Here is an 18,100-nt window from a genome sequence, read left to right as displayed (position 1 = left end):
ATAGTGAGTGGTTAGTGGAGGGGTTATATGGCTAACGTAATTTCGAATGTGGCGCTCGTTCCGGGCATTTATGTGATGAAAATAGAGGGAAAGTTTAAAGGGAACATGGGGCAGTTTTACATGCTGCGCAGCGGGACAGGTTACCCACTGCTGCCCAGACCCATCAGCATTTATGATATCGGGGAAGAGAGTATTTCCTTTTTGTACCGGGTTGTTGGAGAGGGGACAAATTTGTTTTCCCAATTACAGCCTGGTCAGGAGATTCATTTAGAAGGACCTTTCGGAAACGGTTTTCCGCAGGTAGAGGGTAGTTTGGCTTTGATCGGCGGTGGCATGGGTACAGCTCCGTTGCTGTTGGCTGCAAAGTATTACCCGCATGCGCACGTTTATTTGGGGTTTGCACAGCAAGCCTTCGGGGTTGAAGCGTTCGAAGCTGTGGCGGCATCTGTGCAGGTCAAGGTAGGGGGAAGCATCGTCGAACAGGTTGATCCGACGCTTTATGCAAATATGTTCTCCTGCGGGCCAACTCCGATGTTGCAAGCACTCGCCATGAAAACGGTGGATACGTCATCCCGTTTATATATTTCAACTGAAAGACACATGGCCTGTGGTATTGGCGCATGTTTGGGCTGTACGATGCGTACCCGTGGAGGCAATCGAAGGGTATGTAAAGAAGGGCCTGTATTCCCGGTGGAGGAGGTGGAGTTTGATGATCTCCATGGTGTGTAATATTGCGGGTGTACCATTCAAGAACCCGATCATCATGGCTTCCGGTACGTTTGGATTCGGACGTGAGTATGCGGAATTTTATTCTCCTGAATTATTGGGTGGTATCGTCGGCAAGGGACTGACCCTGCATCCGAAGGCTGGTAATACGGGATCACGAATACATGAGACAGCATCGGGCATGCTCAATAGTGTGGGGCTGGAGAATCCGGGTGTTGCCGCCTTTTTGAAGGATGAGCTGGATGACATGACACGCTGGAACACGGCTGTTATTGCCAACGTGGGCGGCTCCAATCTGGAGGAATACGTTCAGGCCGTAGCGATGATTACGGAAAACGCACAAAAGCGTCGCACGATGAACCGCAGAGGCGTTGATATGCTGGAATTGAACATTTCATGTCCCAATGTGAAGCAGGGTGGAATGCAATTTGGTATCCAGACGGAGGTAGCGCGGGAGGTTGTGCGTCAGGTGCGCAATGTGACGGCGCTTCCGTTGGTCGTCAAGCTGTCTCCAAACGCAGAGAACATCACACAGATGGCGGTTATGTGCGAGGAAGAAGGCGCAGACGGAGTTTCGCTGATCAATACATTTTCTGCAATGAAAATAGATATACGCCGGCGTCGCAGTGTCTTCGCCAACACGTATGCTGGTCTTTCCGGCCCGGCAATTAAACCGATTGCCTTGCGCATGGTTCACCAGGTGGCACAGGCGGTGTCGATTCCGGTGATCGGGATGGGCGGGATTAGCTCGGTGGAGGATATTATTGAATTCACCATGGCAGGGGCCGCTGCCATTCAGGTGGGAACGTACAATTTTGTTCATTTACATGCAGGGGCTGAGCTGGTACATGGCCTTGAACAATGGATGCAGCGGGAAAAGGTGCAGTCATTGGATGAGATACGGGGAATTTTGTGAATTTGGAACCTTTTTGCATACACTAATTCATATAGAACCGGCTTGTCTTTAAAAGACAAGTCGGTTTTATTTATTTTACTGAAATAGCCAAGCATCAACTAGTGGTTAATATCGCACTTGTTCAAGATGAACGAAATTTGATTTTCCAGCCGATGAATGGCTTCCTCGGACGCCTGGTCGTTTGCACCTTGTTCCTGAAGCGCAGTGAGTTCCTGCTTGAGCTGATGAAGGTCTTGTCCTGCATTAGCGCAGTTGTAATTGCTTTCGAGATTGTCAATCATCCGATATCCTCCATTTCATTAGGTATACGTCCTTATTATGGAGAATTGATCTTTCCTTATTCAGCATATCGTTTTATTTCAGATAAAAGGATACGTTTGGTTGTCAGTGGAGCGCGCAGAGCTTGCAGAATAAGAAGGAAATTGTCAAACGATGTCGAATATCAAGGGAATATAGGGTCAGAGATAAGCTCTTCTTCCTAATGGAGAGCTTAACAAAGAAGCTAGGTGATGGGGTTGCGGTTAAAAAGTAAGTCGAAACCGAGACGACAATTCAAAGTTTCGCTACAATTCATGATTATTATTTTGGTTGTTTTAGTTATCATTATTTCTTTAATTATATCCTTGCTTCTCATTCGTAATTTCGTGATTAACCAACATTTTGATAATACGAAGGAAAAACTTTCGGGTATTGCCAAGATGGTTGCCAGTGACAACGATGTTATTCGTAATGTTGAGCAGGGAGTTCCTGTGAAGCAGATCCAAGACTACTCGCTTGGAGTCATGCACAACGTTAATGTGGATTTTGTTGTCATTTTGAACCACGATTTAATTCGGCTATCTCATCCGAATGCAACGATGGTTGGCAAACCGTTCTCTGATTTGAATGATGCCAGAAGAGCGCTATCCGGTCAGGGACATTTTTCTGAGAATATAGGTATTTTGGGCAAAGGTTACCGATATTTTACGCCGATATTTAATCAACAGCATGAGGTCATTGGCATTGTATGTGTAGGGCTGACCATGAGAACCCTAAATCATGATTTGATGCAGGCGCAGTATACCATTTTTGGGGGGCTGATGCTTGGGCTCTTTAGTGGAGTTCTGGGCGCGATCATTCTGGCTCAGAAAATCAAAACGATTTTATTTGGGCTTGAGCCGCAAGAGATAGCGACACGATTGCGCGAAAAAGAAATTATTGAAAATGAGGTCGCTGAAGGAATTATAGCCATTTCGGCTGACAAGAAAATTATGCTCATGAACAAAGAAGCTCAGGCCAAGTATCAACTGGCGAACCAAGAGATGAAAGCCCCGATTGGCGAGCAGCTAGATACCAACTTTTATAACGTGCTCTTCAAGAGAGTGTTTGATGATAAAAAGAAAATCAAGGATCGCTCATTTTATGTGAATGGTATAGAAGTCATTGCGACAGTAACCCCTATATATATTGAAAATGAGTTTTTTGGGGCAGTTGCAACGCTGCGCGACCAATCCGAGATGATCCATCTCAGCAACCAGTTAAGTGGTACAAAATATTATATTAACTCCCTTCGCGGACAGACCCATGAATTTATGAACAAAATGCACGTAATATCCGGCCTGATTGAAATGAGGAAATATGCGGAGGTCAGTCAATATATTCAGCAGCTAAATCACCGGTATCAAGATGAGGTAGGCTTTTTGACTGAGAGAATTAAAGTTCCGGCATTAGCAGGTTTTATTATGGGTAAAATCAATGAAGCACGCGAACAGAATATTTCGGTTCTTCTTGCAGAAAGCTCGGATGTCTCTAATGTGGAGATGCAGGATATCGTTCATGATGTCATACACATCCTGGGCAATTTTTTTGACAACGCCATAGATTCCATCTTACAAAAAAAAGAACCCGGCAAAATTGAACTGAAATTGAACTATGAGTGTGAGGGAAATGTATTCATTTTGAAAGTGAAAGATAATGGTATGGGGATTGATTTTGAGATGCAAAAAAGAATATTCGAGCATGGCTTTTCGACCAAAGGAGAAGACAGAGGCTACGGCTTGAATCTGGTTAAAACCATGGTGGAAAATCATCAAGGAATCATTGAGCTTGATAGCCAACCGGGTCTCGGAACAAGTATATATGTAGAGTTGCCCTGTACATTGGAGGTGACAAATGAATGAAAGTTCTAATTGTTGAGGATGATCCGATGGTTGCTGAGCTCAATCAACAGTTTATCGAGCGCATGGACAATTTGGATGTTGTATGTAAGGCAGATACCGTCAAGAAAGCACAGGACTGCCTTCAAAAATGGTCACCGGATCTGGTATTACTGGACGTTTATTTACCTGGAAAAAGCGGATTAACTTTATTATCACATATGCAGGAGCATCAGTATCATGCTTCAGTTATTTTAATTACGGCTGCAAAAGATATTCAGACGGTGAAGGAAGCTGTTTTTTATGGTGTTGCAGACTATTTAATTAAGCCCTTTACATTCGAACGCTTTAGACTGGCTGTTGAGAAAATCCAGCGTCTGGCCACGGTGATGGAGGAAGGGAACGGAATTAATCAAGCTGTTATTGACCATTATTTTAATAAAGAAGAGCATGCGGGTGTGGAAAAGAAAAAACCTGTTGAACATCCATCGCATAATCTACCGAAAAACCTATCTAAAAATTTGTCCAAACTAACCATGACCACGATACTGAAGAATATTCAAGAGCTGGACGGACCATTCTCGGTTGAAACATTAGCCAGAGAAGTGGACTTGTCCCGTATCACGGTAAAAAAATATATTCAGTTCCTGGTGGACGATGGCTTTCTAGTTGAATCGATAGAATACCACAAGGTTGGCAGGCCGCTAATGCTCTATCAGTTGAATCCTGATATAAAAGAACCGCCATTTCCGATGTAATCTGGAAATAGCGGTTCTTTTTTGTTCAACAAGAGTACCGAGCTTCCTAATTATTTCATAGAGAGAACAGGAAGTGGGACTAGGTTATCCGAAGAATGACTTGTAACGATATCATGGAAGTTGTCGTAGCTAGTTTCAATCATGTTGGATAACGCCGTAACGGTATTCGAGCCAGCATGAGGTGTTACCAAAACTCTTGGATACAGCTCCACAAGCTTCTGGATTGTTGGGTCTGGGAGCATTTGCCATGGTTCAAATGCTCTAAAGAATAATTCATCTTCTTTAGGGAAGACATCCGTAGCGAAGCCCTCCAGATGGTTACTGAGCAAAGCGTCCAAAATGGCTTGGTTATCTTGTAATTCTCCACGTGATGTATTGATGAGAATAGATCCCTTTTTCATTTTTGCTAAAAAGCTGGCGTTAATCATTTTGTCGTTCTGTCCCGGCAGATAAGGAACGTGCACACTAACGACATCACTCTCTGCCAGTAATTCATCCAAGGTTGTGAATGGAATGACTTCCTTGGCCGCATCTGATTGGTACACATCATAACCAATAACAGAGGCTCCCAATCCTTTAAACAATTTGGCCTCCGTCAGACCAATGCGACCAACCCCGATAATCCCAACTTTACAGTTATGGATCTCTTTGCTGAATGTATGCTCATCCACAATAAAATTTTTGAACGAGCTTTTGGTAGTCATATAAGCGGTGTGTCGGAACAGCATCATTGCTAAAGTTAGGGAGAGCTCGGCGATGGCATTCGGAGAGTAGGATGGCACGCGTGCCACCTTCATTCCGAATTCGCTGCAGGCATCCAAATCAATGTGGTTGATTCCGACTGTTCTGGTGAAAACATATTGAATGCCGTATTCATTGAATTTTGTGATATTTTCCCGATTGGCAGCACAGTTTCCTCTTAGCAAAACGGCATCGTGATGCTGTGCCAATTCTGCATTGCTGGTGGTTAACAACTCTTCTACTAGCGTTAGTTGGAAGTTATATTTATTGAGATCCTGGAAATAGGGTTTCTCATAAGAACGGACACCATAGCAAATGATTTTTAACATGTTGTTTTCCCCCTGATTTAGAAAATTCCAATTTTATCAATGACATTGAGCGTAATGATCCACACTGGAATCATGACGACAGAAGTGATAGTAGATAGAAGCGATGCATTAGAAGTTAATATGGCTTCCTTATCAAAACTGATGGCATAGGCTGCGGCTACGGTAGCTGTAGGAGTAGCCATCATGATGACAATAGTAGCTAAAGCGACAGAATCGACTGACAGAATATGGGATACAGTCAACAAAGCCAGCAAGACGATGTTAACAATAGGAACAAGCCAAACCTTAACTATGCTGTAATACCAAGAGGTCTTATCAGTAGCTGCCGACTTGAAGCTGATCTCCCCCAATGTCGAGCCAATCGATAACCAGGCTAATGGAGAAGCTAGTCCAGCTAGGTAGGTCATGGGCTTGAACAGCCAAACAGCGGTTTGATCAATTCTTAGAAAGGCGAACTGCTGAATGGCCCCATCCTCTGTAGCTACACTCATCTGTGGCAAATAACCTTGAAACAACCAAACAAACAAGCCTAGAAACGTGGCGATAACGATGGGATTCAAAAACATGGTTTTGAGATTTTTAAGCTCCATTTTCAAGCCGCTCATTTTGATATAGCCATAGGAGTATAAGAAAATGCGGTACCCTATGTTAAAAATGGAACTGTACATCACTCCGGTAGGACCGTAAATGGCTCCGACAATTGGAATTCCGAAAAAAGTAGTAGAACCGAAAATGGTTAACACCCGCAAAACATCCTGTTTATCCTTGTTGTAGCTCAGGAAGAACGGTTTAGAAATAAAGATGAGAATAATATAAATTAGAACTCCCCATATTAAAACATTCATGCCTTGTTTTAACATTGTAGGATTAATATCCTGCATGAAAGAATTAAAGGCTAGTGCAGGTAGAGCCACGGTTAGAACAACCTTGGATAACATCTTTCCTACTGCTGCGTTAAAAATCCCCTTCTTCCGGCAAAAGAAACCAAGAAGGATAATAAAAACGGTGGAAGCGATAGAACTGAGAATTTTGTTATCTGTTAAGGTCGCTGTAATCATTTCTAGTAAAGACATAGATAAAACCCTCTCTTGTACCTTTTTTCACATAAATGACGATGCAGAATGTGACGATGCAATTCCCTGATCTTTTGGCCAAAGTGTTGGTTTGCACTTTTATAGTAAAATGACTTTGTGAAAAAAAGAACAATATCTAATTAATTTAACTTATGAAACTAATTTAAAAAATTTATACGTTACATCAGATGGCAGATGAAACGAGAGGGGACGTCTTCACGGAATGATTATTTCTTGGCTTTGTGAGTGCTCATCAACTTCCGTGCTATAATGTAAATCATTAAACCCTACTTGATTAGTGGGTTAAATAGAAAAGACGAGCAGGAGGGGCCACATGAATCCGATACAACATATACTGGACGAATTTCAACTGATCGTGCTGGACGGCGCCATGGCGACCGAGCTGGAGCGTCATGGACATGATCTGAACGATAGCTTATGGTCAGCTAAAATCCTCCATGAGCATCCGGAGTCGATCAAGCGTGTACATAGGGATTATTTTGAGGCTGGGGCAGACTGTGCGATTACTGCGAGCTATCAGGCTACCGTTGAAGGCTATGTTAAACGAGGCCTAAGCGAAAATGAGGCGCTGGAACTGATTCAATCATCGGTGCGGATTGCTGTGCAGGCACGCGATGAGTTTTGGGCTGACGTGACGGCTACTGCTAGTCAGCGACATCGTCCCAAGCCGCTAGTCGCTGCCTCTGTTGGCCCTTACGGGGCGTTTTTGGCAGATGGGTCAGAGTATCGCGGCGATTACAAGCTGAGCGAGGAACAGCTAGTGGAGTTTCACAGGCCACGTATGAAAGCTCTGATCGAGGCGGGTGCAGATATTTTAGCTTGTGAAACGATACCCTGTCTGGTTGAAGCCAAGGCCATCGCCCGATTGCTGAAGGAATTCCCTGGCACGTATGCCTGGATCAGCTTTAGCGCAAAGGATGGACAGCATATCAGCAATGGTGAGTCTGCCGCTGCATGTGCTGAGTGGCTGAATGGACATGAGCAAGTGGCTGCTGTAGGAATCAATTGCACTTTGCCGAAATTCGTTCCATCGCTTATTCACGAAATACACAGCCACACGGATAAGCCTGTGGTGGTATATCCCAATCTGGGGGAGGAATATGACCCGGTCACCAAGACATGGCATGGCAGCACTTGTACAGAGACATTCGGACAAAGTGCCCGCCAATGGTATGAAGCGGGAGCTCGTCTGATTGGCGGCTGTTGCCGGACTCAGCCGCAGGATATTGAGGAAATAGCATCATGGACGAGAGATGTATAAACGGAGATAAACGATGGTCCGAAAAAAAACAAGCAGGCTGAACCAAGTTGTGCTCCAGCAATGGAGCAGCTTGGTTCAGCCTGCTTTGTTAACTACCTGCGCCGATCCGGTCAACTTTCTGCCAAACGTTCCAGCAGCGCGTCCCCATTGCGGCTCACCCGAATATGGGCAAAATGTGCGTTCTGTTCTACAGTACGTCCGGTTCCCTCAGGGATGAAATAATTCTCAATACCGTACAGAATACGAGAACCATACCATTGTCCATTTAGAACGACCTCATGACTGGCAAGTTTTTCACCATCTTGATATAGGCGATCCGCGACGTATACTCCTTGGCTATCTGGTGTGAGAACGACTTTGACCTTGCCTCGGCTCCATTCCTCCTCCTGAAGAGGGGTCTTGGAAGGCGGGGTAGATATGTCGTAATTCAGTGCCACATAATCGCCTTGCAGCAGGGAGCGCGGGTCTATAGGAGCCAGTTTGAGCTTAATGGAAGCCCCTGTGGCGAGCAGGGTTTCACTTCTCGCCGTCTGATAGCCGATGATCCCCAGCTGTAGCACGATGACAATAGCAATGAGTAACGGGCTTAAGCGCATAAAGCTAAAGCTGCGGTGGTCGGCATCAAATGCTGCTTTGCCGCTATGGGCCATTCGCCGATCCGCCCACCAGGTCAAGCCGAGTGCAATGATCCCTAGAAGCGCCAACGTAAAAGACTTATACAGTAGCGTCCACAATAAATCATAGTATTTGAAGCCGATAAAAATAAACCAGAAGACAACGCTCATGAGGGTCTCCGATTTTTGTTTCAGACGGGCAAAGGCAAAGATCATCCCGGTAACGATAACAAAATAAAAAATGTTAATGAACATATAAGAGTGTGGAATGACATCCTCGAAAAACGTTCCCCAAAAAAGGAACAACAAGCTGAAAAATAATGAGCTATTCCGCAGATGTTCTTTTAACTCCGTCTTGAATTTAAAGTAACTTACCCCATATAACACGGCATTGACGATGAAAAGAGAGAAGATGATGAACTTATAGGTCCAGTTCCAACCATCCCACTCCTGATACTGCTGAAATAAAATGGTCGCCAGATTCAGGTTTACAAAGGTGTAGGCAAAAAACAACTGCCTTTTCCCCTTGGAGCGAAACCATCCAGCGATGGAAACGATCAGAAATAATACCGAAAGCAACGACTGATCTGACCATAGAATGGCCGCCAAGCCTGTTATATAGCTGATGGTCAGCAGTGTATAACGTATTACCGAATCCAGCTTGGATTCCGGTATGACAATCATCGAAATCATAAGCAGCAACGACACAACCAACAGTACATATTCGGTGTGGTTTACATTCGTGCTAATCATAATCAATCCGATGAGAGATATACTACCGATCAGCACTCCAACCACTTTGATTACACGGGATACGGTTTTGCTGATCCATTCACTGCCATGTTCCTCGGGAACGGTCGTCTCAGTCTTTGATGTACTAATGTCCGTTATCCCTGCTTCCGGCGGTGTTTTTCCCAAACGATTCAAATAACGGAAAAACCACACGTTACCCGTCAGCAGCAGCGCCACAAAAATCAAACCAAACACAAAAAACAGAGATGAGGAGTACGCCTCTGCCAGCTCTATAAATTTAAAGACAGCAAACGCTGAGAGCGCCAATGCATTCAAGGTCAGTAGCGTTTTATTCAGTCGTACCTTGATAAATATATAAAATCCTAAAGCAATCACAGCGATATACGGTATATTCATGATCAGGCCATACCCATCAAATGCAAAAGAGTTGGTCATCGCTAACATGGCTATATGAAAAACAGTAAAGCTCATATATTGTAGTGGAGCAGAGCGTATACGATGAAGGAACGCCAATAGAAACAACACCAGATTGACCAGTGCGAACACTCCGGCAATCGACAATGATCGAAGTTCGCTATAAGGCACACTTTGCATCGTAGGGTAAAAATAAAGCCACAAACCAAGTTGAATCAGTACATAAGACAGCATATAAAAGGGATTGTAGCGAGTAATCCAGCTAAGTAGCAGAGCCGGCACCGACCAAATGAAAAACAATCCGTAGCTGTCCGCATGGGAATTGTAAATTTGACCGAGCAATGCCACGGAAACGCCAAAGGCTATACAGCCAGCCACCAAAAACATATTAGACAGAAAAGCTTGTTGGCCGGGAACAGCACGTATCCGTGCAAATACAAAAGACAAGCCATAGAACAGAACAATAAGAGCAGCAGCAAGTACAATCTTGGATGTCCGATCCAGTCCGCCCCAATTGGAGGCGAAAAAATAAATAATTGCGGCCAGTATCAGTGAGATGCCCAGCAGATAGCCCGTACGTATCGCATTGAATCGCAGCATGGATTTCACGTACCTTTCCTGTTGGTTTGAAGCCTATTATATCGTTGAAAGGGTTCAGAACCAAGTGTAAATTAGGATCAGGTCATAAAAAGAGAGCCACCGTATACGGCGGCTCTCTTTAACGTTACTGGATTCCGACTAAGCGTTGACGGTACGAATCTCTTGCCGGGACTGATGTCGGAAGCGATACTCACGCGGTGGAATCCCTGCTGTTTTCTTAAATGCCTTGGAAAAGGTGGACATATCGGTATAGCCGATGGACTGGGCTATGATCGACAAATTGTAAGTTGTCTGCTCCAGTAATCTTTTGGCTTCGTTAATCTTGAGGTTTTGCAAATACTTGGCGGGAGAGATGAGGAAGGTGGAATGGAACTTACGTGAAAAATGCGCACGATCCACACCTACATGCTCGGCAATTTGCTCAATCGTAACACGGTCACAATAATGCATTTCAATGTAATCTTTCCCCTGCTGGAGCCAATAATCAGAGCATACAAAGTTGCGCAGTACGTCAGATGTGTTGCGGGATAACTCCTCGAAGATCTGATGCAGTGTAATCAAGCGGGCCAGATCGCTACCCTGTCTGTTGTCGTTTACGATGGAAAACAGGTTGGAGATAAGCTCAAGGATTTCCTCGCTCACTGCGTTAGCCATAAATGGCGTAGAGGGATTAATTCCGATCCGCTCCAGTAGCGCGAGGGATTTAGGTCCCTCAAAGGCAATCCATACCTTTTGCAACGGGTGCTCCTGATCGGTGTAATATTCATGGGCAAGATGCGGAAAAAAACAGAATAAATCAGACTTTTGGACACGGTACTTCTGCTGCTTATAAATAAACTCAGCCTGACCTTCAAGTACAAAAATCAAATAAAAATAAGGAACAGCCTTGGGACCGACATGGCAGCTTGTTTTCGAAATATCCATACCCAGTCTGACTGGCCAAATGGCGCTGGATTTTTCCAGTTCGGTAGCTGTGAAATAATGGTCTTCCACGATGTCGAAGTGATCTTCATTTTTTGCTCTTTTCATAACTTGTCACCTCTCCTTTGGTGGAGATAAGGGAATTTTGATTTTATTGTATATAAAGGAAAGCATAATTACAAGTTAATTCATTGGAATTTAGGGTTATATAATTAAAGCTAGGTATGCCAAAGGCTCCATGGCCGGTTTGAGACGAGCCATGAAGCCTTTTAAGTTCTGTATTATGAGATGAAGATTAGCCTACATTTATACGTTCAGGATTCCTTCTTTTGGAGTAACGTTGAAGGCTTTGGCCAAATCGGCCAATTCCTGATCTGTAATCCGTTGCTGAATATCATGGTGAGCAATGAGCATATAAATTTGCGCCGCTTTTTCAATCGTTTCAATCAGGCCAAACGCTTCATCAATGGAGCTGCCCGTTCCGAAAATGCCATGATGAGGCCATAATACAGCATGATGATCCTTCATTTTTTTAGCCGTTTCGCGGCCGATTTCGCTGGAGCCCGGTACCATCCAAGGGATTACACCGATACCGTCTGGAAAGACGACAATACATTCGGTACACATTTCCCACAGCGTTTTGGTGAATTGGTTTTCGTCCAGACTATGAATGAAGGTCATGGCAATGACATGGGTGGCATGATTATGAATCACGACACGGTGGTTAGGATCAACCTTCAAACGCTCAATGTGACTCATAAAATGCGAAGGCAATTCGCTGGTAGGTACCGCGTCATGCTCGAGGCCCCACAAGACTTCCAATTGCTCGCCATCCTGCGAGACACGAAGAACTCCTAAATTGGCTTCCGGATCGGCAATTACGTTTTTGAAATATTTTCCCGATCCGGTGACGATAAAATATTTACCAGCCAGTTCATTCACTGGGAAAGCAGGTTTAATCGTCCGAATGACCTGATGAATATCTATATATTTTGCAACCTCAGCTTCATCCAGAATATAGCTTACATTACCTCCATTGCGTTCATCCCAGCCGAATTTCCACATGTTTTGTGTAATTTCCGCCATCTCGCGAACAAATGGGATATCCAGTCCCGATTTGCGTTCTTTTTGATTCTCCAGCACAGTAGTCATGGATAATCTCTCCCTTTGTATGATATGAATATAAGCATTATCAGTGCAGTAGTTACCGTTTCAGCAGTACCTGTTGTTCATAGTTTTTTACTTCGGCCAGCCATTCCTCACGAACAGGAACGCCGTTTTGAGCGCAATAGTAATCCCATATGGCACCAAACGGATACGATTTAAACTCTTCGACCAGAGCAAGACGAGTGGTGAAATCCCGTTCCTCTTCCGCCTGCTTTAATGCTTCAATCGGTTCGAGCATAGCGCGAAGCAGCGCTTTGATCGTGTTGCGTGTTCCGATGACCCATGCTGCTACATGATTGATACTGCCATCAAAGAAATCAAGACCGATATGGGTTCGGGAAAGCAATTCACCGCGAACCAGCTCACGGGCAATGTCCAGCAATTCGTCGTCCATCGTCACGACATGATCACTGTCCCAACGAACCGGTCTGCTGACATGGAGCAATAATTGATCGGTGAACATCAGCACAGAGGACAGTTTGTTCGAAATGACTTCAGTTGGATGGAAGTGACCAGCGTCGAGACAGATAGATTTACCGCGTGTCAGGGCGTAACCCATATAGAATTCATGTGAGCCCACGACATAGCTTTCTGAGCCGATGCCGAACAGCTTGCTTTCAACCGCATCGATGTTGTATTCCTCACTGATTTCCTCGCTGAAAATTTCGTCCAGCGCATCACGCAGACGTTCTCTTGGAGCCAACCGATCAACCGGAGTATCTTTATAGCCATCCGGCATCCAGTGGTTTGTGACACAGGGCTGACCGAGTTCTTTGCCAAAATGCTCTGCAATCCTGCGTGATTTTTTGCAGTGTGTGATCCAGAAATCGCGGATTTCCGAATCCTTGTGACTCAGTGTGAAGCCGTCTTCCGCTTTGGGATGGGAGAACAAAGTTGGATTAAAATCAAGCCCGAGCCCTTGCTGTTTGGCCCAGTCTACCCAGTTCTGAAAATGGCGTGGCTCCAGTTGATCCAGATCCACTTGTTCTGTGGTGTCCGCATAGATTGCGTGCAGATTGACCTTGTGTTTACCCGGAATAAGCGATAGAGCTTTTTCTAAATCCTGACGCAACTCATGCGGCGTGCCTGCTCTGCCCGGGTAGCTGCCCGTTACGGCAATCCCCCCGCTAAGCTGTTTGTCTTTGAACAGAAATCCCTGAACATCATCTCCCTGCCAGCAGTGCAGTGATATTTTGATTTGTGAAAGCTTCCGTAAAATGTCGTCAACTTGAATACCGTGGCGGGCATACAGCTTTTTCGCTTCGTTATAACTGGCTTCAATAGCTTCATTCATGGCTTTACTCCTTTATTGAGATATCTGAATAGAGGATGTTGCTTGTATCTTGAGGCGCTCCCAGCGATCCAGAAGTTCTTGCAAGCCTTCCACCGATTTCGGTTCATATAGCCGAGTCGGAAAGGAGCGGGCGATGGTTCGGCCAGCAGCTTTGAGATCCTCAAGAACACCAGAGCTGATTAATTGCACGACAATATTGCCGATGGCCGTAGATTCGGAAGGACCTGCCTGAACCTCAATTCCCAAGAGATCGGCTGTAAGCTGACATAGTAATTCGTTGTTAGCGCCTCCGCCGACAATGTACAATCTGGTAATCGTTTCGTCTGTTAAACGTTGCAGTTCGTGTAAGGCATCGCGGTAGCTTAAGGCCAGACTGTCGAAAATACAGCGGGCGAGCGAACCCGGCGTTCTGGGGCTGGGCTGGCCTGTTTCTTCACAGAATCGCTGGATTTCAAGGGTCATACTATCCGGGTTTAAGAAGGATGACTGGTTACAGAGGACGAGACTGACAAACGGTGTCTCTGCTGAAGCCAGTTCGGCCAATTCAGCAAAGCTATGTGCGGAACCGCCCTCTCTCCTAACCTCCTGAATCATCCACAATCCCATAATATTTTTCAGAAAACGGTACGTACCGTAAGCACCCCACTCATTCGTGTAGTTCGCCTGCATGGCTGCCTTGGTATTCAAGGCTTTGGAACGTTCCATTCCCGGTAGTGACCACGTTCCGCTGCTAATATAGGCCCAAGATTCTTCCCGCTGTGACGGAACACCTGCAACAGCCGATGCAGTATCGTGAGTAGGAGCAAGAATGATCTGACAGTCCGGAAGATCATATTTTTGAACAAGTTCCGGCAAAAGAGAACCCAGAACCCGTCCAGGCTCGGCAAGCTCTGAAAACTGATTGCGTCGCAGTTGGAGCAGGGACAGCAGGTCTTCATCAAACTCTCGGGTGTTCACGTTGAGAAGCTGCATCGTGGACGCATTCGTCATTTCATTGATCATGATGCCTGTCAGGCGATAGTACAGATAATCGGGGACCATCAATATTTTATCCGCACGGGCAAGCTGTTCCCGATCATGGACGAACAGTTGATATAGGGTATTAAAGTTTAGTTCCTGAATGCCTGTTTTCTCATACACAGCCTCTCGACTGATGAGCTGGTGCAGCCTGTCGGGCGCATGGAGGGTACGTGCATCCCGGTAAGCGTATACCTCATGAATGCGGTTTCCTTTCTGATCAAGCAGTACGTAATCTACAGCCCATGTATCAATGCCGAGCGTACAGGAATGAATCCCATTTTGTTTAGCTTTTTTCAAGCCCTGAATAATCTCATTCAATAGTTCGTCGATATTCCAGTAATCGTGTCCGTTTTTTTCGGTAAAGGAGTTGTTGAAACGGTGAAGCTCTTGCAAGTGTAGCTGGTCACCTTGCAGAGTTGCACTTACGAGCCTTCCGCTTGAAGCTCCAATATCAACAGCAAGATAATTATTCATACCCAATCTCCTTGCATGGATAAAATACTGGCAGCCTGAAAGTCTGCCTTTTGCTTTCTTAACTAACTCCATACTACTTCCGTTTTTCTTTGTAGTCAACATAAACGGAAGTATAATTTGTGGTTTTATTTTTGTTTTCTAAAATTATAATTAAAATTAAATGTTGTTTTGCATGTATTTTTGTTTTTTTCTGTTTTCTACAATCAGGATTATGCAAAGTCCTTACAATATATATACCTTGAACAAAGGTCGGCTTGATTTTACGATATTCCAATTGTGGAAGGTTCTCCAAATGCCGCTGTCTGTATGAAAAATAGTCTTGAAACCGCCCGCCAGAGGGTGTAGTATACAAGATATCAATTTCATATGACTCGTATAATATTGGGGATATGGCCCAGAAGTTTCTACCGGATGACCACTGTAATCGTCCGACTATGAGTGATAGCGCATCGGCTTTGGATGAATGCGGGCATTTATTTGTGCGCCAATCCGTCAGGGATTACAACCCCCAAGGACAGGCTTCACTTGAGAAACAACTCAAGGGAGCCTGTCCTTTTTTTGGTTTTGGCAGGTTTTATACTATTTTAAAGTACAGAAGGAGCGATACTCGCATAATGAAAGCTTTGGAGGAACGTATTCGTCAAGAGGGACAAATTTTATCTGATACCGTACTAAAGGTAGATTCATTTTTGAATCATCAGGTAGATACAGCATTAGCATTGGAGATTGGTAAGGAGTTTGCACGCCTTTTCGGCAGTGCTCCGATCACCAAGGTGCTTACAATTGAAGCTAGTGGTATTCAATTTGCTATGGCTACTGCTATTGCCTTGGGGGTCCCTTTCATTTATGCGAAGAAAAAGAAAGCAATCACGCTGAATGAGCAGGTATACTTCGCAGAGGTTCATTCGTTCACTCGGCAGGAAACCTATCAGGTGAGTATTTCCCAAAAATATCTCCATGCCAGCGACCATGTGCTGATCGTAGATGATTTTTTGGCTACTGGCGCAGCATTGGTCGGACTTACGGATATTGTGAAGGAAGCAGGAGCGGAGCTGGCCGGGGTTGGCTGTGTGATTGAGAAGAGCTTCCAGGAAGGCCGTGGACTGTTGGAGCAAAGAGGCATTGCCGTACGTTCACTTGCGCGTATCGCTTCTATGGCACCGGGCGAGGTTCATTTTATAGAGGAAGCTGGCGTGGTGGTTCCTCCCGTTAAGGAGAATGTGGGATGTTAAGTAAACAAAAGTTATTCGCGCTGGGCTTCCAGCATGTCATGGCGATGTACGCTGGAGCAATTGCTGTACCTCTAATTGTAGGGGGAGCATTGCACCTGACGCCAGCCCAGATGGCTTATTTGGTGGCTGCCGATCTGTTCACTTGTGGGATTGCTACGTTATTACAGATTATGGGCACACGCTTTTTCGGTAGTAGATTGCCTGTCATTTTAGGTTGTACGTTTACGGCAGTAGGGCCCATCATCGCGATTGCTTCGACCTCAAATTTAGCGACAGCGTATGGTGCCATTATTTTGTCTGGTATATTCGTGGTGTTAGCGGCACCGTTGTATGGCAAGCTGCTACGCTTTTTCCCGACGGTGGTTACGGGTTCGGTGGTTACGATTATCGGTCTATCCCTTATTCCGGTGGCGATGAACAATGTAGCAGGGGGTCAGGGCAGCGCGGATTTTGGACAGCCACGTAATTTGCTGTTGGCGTTAGTCACACTACTGGTTATTCTGCTTGTGAATCGGTTGGCAAAAGGCTTTTTGCGCTCGATCTCCGTGCTTATTGGGTTGTTCGCGGGCACAGTGGTTGCTTATGGCATGGGAATGGTGCATTTTGCTCCTGTGGCGGAGGCCTCATGGGTGAGTGTTGCACAGCCGTTTTATTTTGGTAAGCCAGAGTTTAGCATTATGGCAGTTTGTACGATGATTATCGTCAATATTGTCAGTATGGTTGAGTCTACAGGCGTTTATTTGGCAGTAGGCAAAGCAATTGATCAGAAGGTGGAGCAGAAGCAGATCGTCAATGGTCTGCGTTCCGAAGGACTTGCGATTATGCTTGGGGGTATTTTTAACGCGTTTCCTTATACAGCTTTCTCGCAAAATGTGGGTCTGATTTCACTCACACGCGTCAAATCGCGCAACGTTATTTTTGCTGCGGGCGGTATCATGGTTGTTCTTGGTTTGCTTCCTAAGCTGGCTGCCTTAACGACTGTGATTCCTAATGCTGTGCTGGGCGGAGCGATGATCGTCATGTTCGGCTCGGTCGCTGCATCAGGCATGTCTATTCTGTCAGAAGTGGATCTGCGGAAGGAAAGCAATCTGCTGATCGCAGCATGCAGCATTGCCGTGGGCCTAGGCTCTGCCGTTCTGCCGCAAATGTTCGACCAGCTGCCGAGCTTTGCTAAAATGCTGTTGCAAAATGGTATCGTTTCGGGCTCGATTACAGCGATTGTCTTGAACATCGTTTTGACAAGAAAACAGGGCGAATCGGTCAAAAGCGTGACGGTTCAGGAGGTTCCACAGAAGGTTTGATGATTAGGGATAAATAAACCCTTGCCGTCTGGGGACATATAGATGAAGCTGCGGGATGAAATGGGTAGCTCTAATTTGGTGTGTTTTCCAGTTTATACGCTAGAAGAATTTGCTAGAGTGGTAGGAAGAGGCATGATATAATCTAAATTATGGATTTTGAATAGTGGTGGATGTTTTCGGACCACGGTGCAGCTTCCCGAAAGGGGGTGAAGCCGATGGTCACACTTGTATCGTGCTACGATGTGTTGCGTTGGATGGTTACGTTACTAAGCCTGGTGTTTAGCATTCGTAAACTTTATCGCTGGCTACGTCGGAAATTTCGGAACAAGCGAAAACCCACCGCGTAATTA

The 18,100-nt window shown here is 45.2% G+C and carries 15 protein-coding genes and 1 riboswitch; of the genes, 7 read left to right on the top strand and 8 right to left on the bottom strand.

All coding sequences use genetic code 11. The annotated features are described in order from the left end of the window. The first annotated feature begins 27 nt into the window (after nt 1-27). Together JOE49_RS05005 and JOE49_RS05000 are read left to right on the top strand one after the other, a co-directional pair. Nucleotides 28-729 (top strand): dihydroorotate dehydrogenase electron transfer subunit, encoded by a 702-nt coding sequence (locus tag JOE49_RS05005; protein ID WP_023991002.1) that lies wholly within the window; start codon nt 28-30, stop codon nt 727-729. Beyond that, nucleotides 710-1,642 carry a dihydroorotate dehydrogenase gene (locus tag JOE49_RS05000; protein WP_023991001.1) on the top strand — a complete coding sequence of 311 codons (933 nt, stop codon included), beginning with the start codon at nt 710-712 and terminating at the stop codon, nt 1,640-1,642. Before JOE49_RS05005 ends, JOE49_RS05000 begins: the two co-directional genes overlap by 20 nt. 98 nt (nt 1,643-1,740) lie before the next feature. On the opposite strand, the gene JOE49_RS04995 is transcribed toward JOE49_RS05000, so the two are convergent. Continuing rightward, entirely contained in the window at nt 1,741-1,923 is a 183-nt protein-coding gene (locus JOE49_RS04995; protein WP_103744497.1) for a DUF2524 domain-containing protein, read from the bottom strand. A gap of 228 nt (nt 1,924-2,151) precedes the next feature. Between JOE49_RS04995 and JOE49_RS04990 the strand changes: the two genes are divergently transcribed. Continuing rightward, nucleotides 2,152-3,801 carry an ATP-binding protein gene (locus JOE49_RS04990; RefSeq protein ID WP_146255830.1) on the top strand — a complete coding sequence of 550 codons (1,650 nt, stop codon included), beginning with the start codon at nt 2,152-2,154 and terminating at the stop codon, nt 3,799-3,801. Next, nucleotides 3,798-4,535, top strand: a complete 738-nt coding sequence (locus tag JOE49_RS04985) for a response regulator (protein ID WP_023990998.1) — start codon at nt 3,798-3,800, stop codon at nt 4,533-4,535. Before JOE49_RS04990 ends, JOE49_RS04985 begins: the two co-directional genes overlap by 4 nt. A gap of 50 nt (nt 4,536-4,585) precedes the next feature. Here the strand turns inward: JOE49_RS04985 and JOE49_RS04980 are convergent, their stop codons facing one another. Together JOE49_RS04980 and JOE49_RS04975 are read right to left on the bottom strand one after the other, a co-directional pair. Next, nucleotides 4,586-5,605 carry a 2-hydroxyacid dehydrogenase gene (locus JOE49_RS04980; RefSeq protein WP_209940670.1) on the bottom strand — a complete coding sequence of 340 codons (1,020 nt, stop codon included), beginning with the start codon at nt 5,603-5,605 and terminating at the stop codon, nt 4,586-4,588. A gap of 17 nt (nt 5,606-5,622) precedes the next feature. Continuing rightward, the gene (locus tag JOE49_RS04975) at nt 5,623-6,678 is read right to left on the bottom strand and encodes an AEC family transporter (protein WP_025720201.1); all 1,056 of its coding nucleotides are present in this window, start codon (nt 6,676-6,678) and stop codon (nt 5,623-5,625) included. A gap of 334 nt (nt 6,679-7,012) precedes the next feature. Between JOE49_RS04975 and mmuM the strand changes: the two genes are divergently transcribed. Continuing rightward, entirely contained in the window at nt 7,013-7,960 is a 948-nt protein-coding gene (gene mmuM, locus JOE49_RS04970) for a homocysteine S-methyltransferase (RefSeq protein WP_209940669.1), read from the top strand. A gap of 110 nt (nt 7,961-8,070) precedes the next feature. Here the strand turns inward: mmuM and JOE49_RS04965 are convergent, their stop codons facing one another. From JOE49_RS04965 to rhaB, 5 genes are all read right to left on the bottom strand, one after another. Beyond that, a complete protein-coding gene (locus tag JOE49_RS04965; RefSeq protein WP_209943543.1) occupies nt 8,071-10,341 on the bottom strand; it encodes a GDYXXLXY domain-containing protein in 2,271 nt (756 codons plus the stop codon). Between the two features lie 138 nt (nt 10,342-10,479). Continuing rightward, nucleotides 10,480-11,370, bottom strand: a complete 891-nt coding sequence (locus JOE49_RS04960) for a helix-turn-helix domain-containing protein (RefSeq protein ID WP_075154949.1) — start codon at nt 11,368-11,370, stop codon at nt 10,480-10,482. Nucleotides 11,371-11,568: 198 nt separating this feature from the next. Continuing rightward, complete coding sequence (gene rhaD / locus JOE49_RS04955; RefSeq protein WP_209940668.1) at nt 11,569-12,414, bottom strand: rhamnulose-1-phosphate aldolase; 846 nt, start codon at nt 12,412-12,414, stop codon at nt 11,569-11,571. Nucleotides 12,415-12,466: 52 nt separating this feature from the next. Beyond that, on the bottom strand, nt 12,467-13,723 hold the full coding sequence (gene rhaA, locus JOE49_RS04950) for an L-rhamnose isomerase (RefSeq protein WP_053326424.1): 1,257 nt from the start codon (nt 13,721-13,723) through the stop codon (nt 12,467-12,469). Between the two features lie 12 nt (nt 13,724-13,735). Then, nucleotides 13,736-15,217, bottom strand: coding sequence for a rhamnulokinase (rhaB, locus tag JOE49_RS04945; RefSeq protein ID WP_209940667.1), 1,482 nt, complete (start codon nt 15,215-15,217; stop codon nt 13,736-13,738). Nucleotides 15,218-15,568: 351 nt separating this feature from the next. Next, a riboswitch (purine riboswitch) is annotated at nt 15,569-15,672 on the top strand. A gap of 159 nt (nt 15,673-15,831) precedes the next feature. Between rhaB and JOE49_RS04940 the strand changes: the two genes are divergently transcribed. Continuing rightward, complete coding sequence (locus JOE49_RS04940) at nt 15,832-16,449, top strand: xanthine phosphoribosyltransferase (protein WP_076156656.1); 618 nt, start codon at nt 15,832-15,834, stop codon at nt 16,447-16,449. Further along, nucleotides 16,443-17,750 (top strand): nucleobase:cation symporter-2 family protein, encoded by a 1,308-nt coding sequence (locus tag JOE49_RS04935; RefSeq protein WP_076156653.1) that lies wholly within the window; start codon nt 16,443-16,445, stop codon nt 17,748-17,750. The genes JOE49_RS04940 and JOE49_RS04935 overlap by 7 nt, the downstream gene beginning before the upstream one ends. Nucleotides 17,751-18,100: the final 350 nt, after the last annotated feature.

This window comes from Paenibacillus sp. PvR133 (assembly GCF_017833155.1).
In the GTDB taxonomy this organism is placed as follows: domain Bacteria; phylum Bacillota; class Bacilli; order Paenibacillales; family Paenibacillaceae; genus Paenibacillus; species Paenibacillus polymyxa_B.
This window is presented reverse-complemented; position numbering and strand designations above follow the sequence as displayed.